This is a genomic window from Synergistetes bacterium HGW-Synergistetes-1, assembly GCA_002839185.1.
Classification (GTDB): domain Bacteria; phylum Synergistota; class Synergistia; order Synergistales; family Synergistaceae; genus Caenicola.
Genome location: PGXO01000010.1, coordinates 157,616 through 163,615, shown reverse-complemented (window position 1 = coordinate 163,615; position 6,000 = coordinate 157,616). Strand labels below are relative to the sequence as shown.

Annotated in this window: 10 protein-coding genes and 1 tRNA gene; 9 read left to right on the top strand and 2 right to left on the bottom strand. The window is 47.9% G+C overall.

Translation table 11 applies throughout. From position 1 onward, the window contains the following. The 7 genes from CVV54_09270 to CVV54_09240 form a co-directional block, all read left to right on the top strand. A partial coding sequence (locus tag CVV54_09270; GenBank protein ID PKL03874.1) for a hypothetical protein occupies positions 1-99 on the top strand: 99 nt, incomplete at its 5' end. A gap of 70 nt (positions 100-169) precedes the next feature. Beyond that, entirely contained in the window at positions 170-319 is a 150-nt protein-coding gene (rpmG, locus tag CVV54_09265) for a 50S ribosomal protein L33 (protein ID PKL03873.1), read from the top strand. 21 nt (positions 320-340) lie between these two features. Further along, positions 341-418 (top strand) — tRNA-Trp (locus CVV54_09260). A 69-nt stretch (positions 419-487) separates the two neighbouring features. After that, on the top strand, positions 488-670 hold the full coding sequence (locus CVV54_09255; GenBank protein PKL03872.1) for a preprotein translocase subunit SecE: 183 nt from the start codon (positions 488-490) through the stop codon (positions 668-670). 72 nt (positions 671-742) lie between these two features. Continuing rightward, complete coding sequence (locus CVV54_09250) at positions 743-1,294, top strand: transcription termination/antitermination protein NusG (protein ID PKL03871.1); 552 nt, start codon at positions 743-745, stop codon at positions 1,292-1,294. A gap of 107 nt (positions 1,295-1,401) precedes the next feature. Then, positions 1,402-1,827: a 50S ribosomal protein L11 gene (gene rplK / locus CVV54_09245; GenBank protein ID PKL03870.1), complete on the top strand. Its 426-nt coding sequence runs from the start codon at positions 1,402-1,404 to the stop codon at positions 1,825-1,827. A gap of 87 nt (positions 1,828-1,914) precedes the next feature. Next, a complete protein-coding gene (locus tag CVV54_09240) occupies positions 1,915-2,628 on the top strand; it encodes a 50S ribosomal protein L1 (protein ID PKL03869.1) in 714 nt (237 codons plus the stop codon). Positions 2,629-2,715: 87 nt separating this feature from the next. Here CVV54_09240 and CVV54_09235 read toward each other — a convergent pair whose 3' ends face one another. Further along, entirely contained in the window at positions 2,716-3,429 is a 714-nt protein-coding gene (locus CVV54_09235; GenBank protein PKL03868.1) for a hypothetical protein, read from the bottom strand. A gap of 441 nt (positions 3,430-3,870) precedes the next feature. Here CVV54_09235 and rplJ point away from each other — a divergent pair, with 441 nt between their 5' ends. Together rplJ and CVV54_09225 are read left to right on the top strand one after the other, a co-directional pair. Next, a complete protein-coding gene (gene rplJ / locus CVV54_09230) occupies positions 3,871-4,398 on the top strand; it encodes a 50S ribosomal protein L10 (GenBank protein PKL03867.1) in 528 nt (175 codons plus the stop codon). Positions 4,399-4,468: 70 nt separating this feature from the next. Next, on the top strand, positions 4,469-4,843 hold the full coding sequence (locus CVV54_09225) for a 50S ribosomal protein L7/L12 (protein PKL03866.1): 375 nt from the start codon (positions 4,469-4,471) through the stop codon (positions 4,841-4,843). Between the two features lie 110 nt (positions 4,844-4,953). On the opposite strand, the gene CVV54_09220 is transcribed toward CVV54_09225, so the two are convergent. Next, entirely contained in the window at positions 4,954-5,649 is a 696-nt protein-coding gene (locus CVV54_09220) for a hypothetical protein (protein ID PKL03885.1), read from the bottom strand. Positions 5,650-6,000: the final 351 nt, after the last annotated feature.

Below are 6,000 nucleotides of genomic sequence, written 5' to 3'. Positions count from 1 at the left end.
CTCATCGTACCGATCGCAATGCAGCCCGGACTGCGCTTCGCAGTACGCGAAGGCGGCCGCACAGTGGGCGCCGGCGTCGTTACTGAGATAATAGAATAACAGTCGTAAGCATGGGCGGCTCTAACCCAGCCGCCCATTAAAAAACTTTTTAGTATGGAGTGAAAGAATAATGGCGGATATCGTCGGTCTTCAGTGTACAGTATGCAAGCACCGCAATTACGTGACGCTTGTGAACAAAAAAAAGGCTACAAAAAAGCTTGAAAAAAAGAAATATTGCAAGTTCTGTGATAAACACACCTTGCATAAGGAGTGCAAGTAAGGTAGAATAACCTCCGCACGCAGGTCTGTAGCTCGAACTGGTTAGAGCACCGCACTCCAAATGCGGGGGTTGAGGGTTCGAATCCTTCCAGGCCTGCCATTTTGTTTTTTCTGGTTTATATTTAGAGTTTAAAAAATATCAAAGTTGAAGAATGAGGAGGTCGGGGTGATGGAAAAAGTCCTCGACTACATCCGGGAATCAAGAGCTGAACTGAAAAAAGTCACATGGCCTACCAAACAGCAGATGTGGTACTCCACACTTGTAGTCATTGTGGTAACTTTCATGGTTTCAGCCTATCTCGGTCTGGTAGATCTGCTTCTCACGGGAGTATTCTCCAAAATTGTCCGATAGCCTGAAACAGAAACGGCTTTCGAGTTTCGACTGTAACCTGGAGGTGAAGAGGGCTGCGGCCCTCTTTTAGGCATGAGCGAAATATTTGGGAACACACAGGAACGCAGCTGGTACATAGTCCAGACCTATTCCGGTTACGAGAATAAGGTCAAGGCGAACCTCGAGCAGAGGATCGCAACTATGGGTATGGAAGACAGGATCTTCCGTGTCCTTGTCCCCATTGAAGAGAAAGTTTATATCAAAGAGGGCAAAACGAAGCGGGTTCGCAGAAAGATATTCCCGAGCTATGTGCTCGTGGAAATGATCCTCGAGGACCAGTCCTGGTATGTAGTTCGCCACACCCCCGGAGTGACGGGATTTGTCGGATCAGGAAACCATCCTATCCCCCTTACCCCCAAAGAGGTAGAGGAGATAATGAACAAGCTAGGCAAAGAGGCCAAGCCGAAGATTGAGGTCGATTTCCAGGTAGGAGATACGATCCAGGTCAAGAGCGGACCGTTTGCAGGACAGGCAGGTCCTGTTGTAGAGATCGACGCTGACAAGGGCAAGATCAAATTCAGCGTATCAGTGTTCGGACGTGAAACCACAGTTGAAGCTGATTATACTGAACTTGAAAAGATCTGATCATAGATAGTTTTAGCTCTCGTTTCGCATTACGCACATTGACAAAAGAATAATCGCCCTAAATGGGCTTTTACATAAGCAGCAAAACCAAGGAGGTAACATGTACTATGGCAAAGAAAGTAATTGGGGAGCTTAAACTGCAGCTTCCCGCAGGAAAGGCGACACCGGCACCGCCGGTGGGACCTGCGCTCGGACAGCGCGGCATCAACATAATGGAATTCGTCAAGGCATTCAATGCCAAGACGGCAGACAAAGTAGGAATGATCATCCCGGTCGTAATAACTGTTTACGCAGACCGCAGCTTCTCTTTCATTCTTAAGACTCCTCCGGCAAGCATTCTTATCAAGAAGGCAGCCGGCAAGGAAAAGGGATCAGCAGTCCCCAACAAGGATAAAGTAGGAAAGATAACAAAGAAGCAGGTCCAGGAGATTGCTGCCCTTAAAATGCCGGATCTCAATGCGAACGACATTGAGGCGGCTATGCAGATGATCGAAGGGACAGCCCGTTCGATGGGCATCGAAGTAGTAGGTTAGAATTACCGTAAAGGGACTTCCCGGTAAAAACCGGGATGTGGGAGGAAGACTCAGACTCTTCCGACATTACCACTAGGAGGAATAAAAATGTCAAAAAAAGGTAAGCGCTATAAGGCACTGCTCGAAAAAGTCGATCTTTCAAAGCAGTATTCAATTTCAGAGGCTGTCGCAATAGCGAAGGAATGTGCAACTGCTAAATTCGACGAGAGCCTCGAACTCCATGTTCGTCTAGGCGTAGATCCCCGCCATGCAGACCAGCAGGTGCGCAGCACTATAGTCCTTCCGCACGGGACAGGACACACAAAGAAAGTGTGTGTCATTGCACTCGGCGACAAACAGAAGGAAGCTCAGGATGCAGGCGCGGACATCGTCGGAGGCGAAGATCTTGTAAAAGAGATCGCTGAAGGCAGAATGGATTTCGATGCAGTTATCGCCACACCGGACATAATGAAATCAGCCGGACGTCTCGGCAAAGTCCTCGGACCGCGTGGACTTATGCCTAGCGCAAAGGCAAACACAGTTACGTTCGATGTTGCCGGTGCTGTTAAGGAAATCAAAGCTGGCCGTATCGAGTTCCGTGTTGACAAAACAGCTATTACGCATAACGCAGTCGGGAGAGCTTCTTTCCCGGTCGAGAACCTTGATAATAATGTCAAGGCTCTTTTCAGGGCTATAATAAAGGCACGTCCGGCCGCTGTAAAAGGTACTTACGTAAAGACCGTAACGCTTGCAACGACTATGGGTGTAGGAATATCCATAGACCCTGTTCAGGCTCAGAAAGACGTAGCAGCAGCAGAATAAATTTGACCTTTACCGGTCATGCAGTTAAGGGGGACGCATCAGCGTCCCCCTTTTTTTGCCCATGTTTATAAAAACCTTGCAGGGAAATTATTTCTTAGGCACTCTTTTGGCTGTGTTTTCGACGACGTTTGTAATATGTTTTGTGAGAGTTGGAAGCGGTGTAAATAGGTCTTCAGCAGTGGTGGCATTCACGTTAACTCCGTATATCAGGGTGTTCTCCTTTGAACTGCGAAGCTCAAGTCTAACTGCTCCGACTGCGAACGTCTCATCCCATGCTGGTTTTATCTTCTGGTATCTTATCGGGACGCTCCTGGTCTCCCATTTGCCGTTGACATAAACAGAACGGTTCTCATAACGTGTATCCCAGACAAATTCCTGTGGATGGTGGAGAGTTGTGTATGCACACTTTGTAACAGTTGCAGTCATGATCGCATCCGCGTATTCCGGGGAGAGGGTAAGGGCTTTCTCCGCAGCCTTGTCCCTGCTCAATTTTTCTGTCTGCCCGGTCCCTTTGACAAAATCATCCCTTTCGATGATCTGTTCGGGGGTCTTTACAAGAAAGCTGAATCCGCTCTTTTCTTGTGATGTGAGCTCTCTCCATTTCTGCTGAACCGATTCATCAAGGAATGGTTCAGAGGGAGGTATAGTAATTTCATACATCACAGGCATAACGAGAACGGTCTTTATTGACGAATAGTCATATTCATTGTTCCGGAACTCTTCAGCAACAGGTTTTGCCATGGATGATGAAGCAAAAGAGATAATGATGCATGTGAGGATAAAGATAAACAGTCTTTTCATAGGGTAGCTCCTCCATAGTAATTTGTACGGGAATTATTCGCTGATAATTGTACATTAGAACACGCTGAAATGTAAAAAAATTTTTTGAGTTAAGCATAATTTGCCTACGCAGCACAGAATGACCGTTTTTTTTCAAAAATAGCGCCTCTGATCAGGGTATGCCAATTTTTGATATTTCTTTTGCGTTTCTTTTGTCCTTTTGTGATGGGACTTCAGTTATTTTGATGCTGTACAAAAATTATTCCTTATTGTATAATCTCACAGCTTAGACTCAAGACAGCAGGTGCGCATGCGCTTAATTTCCTGCCGAGGTCTGCGAAGGATAACCGTGTTCCTGTAACTTTATTAAGACACGTATTATGGCTTCCGGACTCCCTTGGGTGACGGAAGCCTTTTTTATTGCCGGCATCCGATCACAAAATCAACAGGAGGTGAAATTGAATGCCAACACAAGCAAAACGTGAAATGATCGATTCCCTGGTCGAACTGCTCAATAAGAGCAACGCAGTCTTCATCACCGAGTATCGTGGACTTACAGTCAAGAAGATCAGCGACTGCCGCAGACGTATCCGTGAAGCCGGCGGTGAAATGAAGGTATGCAAAAATACCCTCATGCGCATAGCTTTTACGGAGGCAGGCATTAACCACGCTTCTGAGTTCGACTCAGGCCCGAACGGTTACGTGCTTTCCTACGGTGATGTTGCATCTACCGCCAAAGCGATCCGCGACTTCTCAAAAGAGAAAGGCAACGAAGCTCTCGTAGTTAAAGCCGCGATCCTGGACGGAAAGATCCTCACCCAGGCTCAGATATTTGCACTTGCGGACCTTCCCTCAAGGGATGTTCTCATCGGTCAGGTCGTCCAGACGATCGCAGCCCCTCTCAGAGGTCTCGTCACAGTACTTTCCGGTCCGGCAAGGGGACTTGTTACATGTCTCTCGCAGATCAAGGACAAAAAAGAAGCAGCATAGTATACACCAGCGGCGAGACAGCCGCCTAGCAGCATAAAAATAAAAATAATCCTTAGGAGGATGAATTAATATGACACGTGAAGATATTATCAAGGCAATTGAAGAAATGTCAGTACTTGAGCTCTCAGAGCTCGTGAAGGAACTCGAGGACAAATTTGGCGTATCAGCAGCAGCACCCGCAATGATGATGCCCATGGGCGCAGCAGCACCCGCAGCGGCAGTCGAAGAAGAGAAGACAGAGTTCGACGTAGTTCTCGTTGAGCACGGCGCTAACAAGATCGGCGTCATCAAAGTTGTCCGCGAGATCACAGGTCTCGGACTCAAAGAAGCCAAGGAACTCGTTGACGGCGCACCCAAGACCGTGAAGGAGCAGGCTTCCAAGGATGAATCCGAAGAGATCAAGAAGAAGCTCGAAGAAGCCGGAGCAAAGGTAGAACTCAAGTAGTTCCGCTTTAAAGATCTTCTGACAAGAGTTAAGCAAAAAAAGGAGAGACCCCGCTGGTATCTGCGGGATCTCTCTTTTTTTCTTGCTATATCTGATCTGGATCAGGCTGGTCATTGCCGTACGCCTGAACCCTCCCGGAAGATCAGGACACCGTAGGGTATCGGACGTTCTGTATCATTGCTGTTGCTCGGGAGTGAAAACGTATTTCCCCTCCACCAGAGAGAACTTGATCCTCCCCCGTCAAGGTTCAGTGCAGTAGTCATTCCCAGCCATTTACAGACCTTTCTGGTCTCTTCTATCGTTGCACCCACACTGTGCATGTTGTCCCTTCCGTCTACGACAGCCCACATTACCCGTTTTCCGTCTGTTCCGACGATCGTTCTGGGGTGACGCATGTTGAGGACGTTTTCTCTTATGTTTTCTGTGTTCTCTGAATATTCTCCGTTCTTAAGCAGCAACGGCCCTGCTTGCAGCATCTCTGTATATTTGTCGAAACGCCTGTCAGAACTGATGCTGGCGACTTCTTTGCCGTCGATGAATATCGTCTCCCCATTCTCATTCCAGCCAAAAGCAGAACGTTGGGGCCAGAATTTTGCATTGTCGGTGTGTCCCTGTCTGCGAAGCACACCTATAGGCTTAGCTCCTGCAAAATACCCTCCATTGATGCCGCCTATTACGCCGTAGTTCTCCACCGCTATCGTCGCAAGGGGCGCTTTATTAGCTCCCACCATGACGGCAGTGGCTATCTGGCAGTTCACTGCATCCATGTCGACTGTTACCATCGCGGCGAAAAGCGGTTCATTCATACCTTTTTTCAGATCCCCGTTGGCCGGTCCGGCAGGGTTGCCTATCCCGTGTTTAAAGACGGTAAGCGTCGTTCCTTCAGAAGAAAATGAATCTTTCCATGAGACTTTCTTTTTGCATAAATCAAGCCAGTCTGTGAGGGTCTTAATATTCTCCTCCGCAAAAGGGCTTTCAAGATGGTCGGTCATCGCTGACGGCAGTGGCGGTGATATTTTTTTCGAAATTTCCGTGATAGAGTCCATATCACTCCACTCAGGCAGGATAGTTATCTGGTCGTAGACCGTGATAACAAAGCCCCATCCCATTGATTCCAGGGCAAGCCGTATGGCCGAGGAATTCGTCAGATTTCCCTC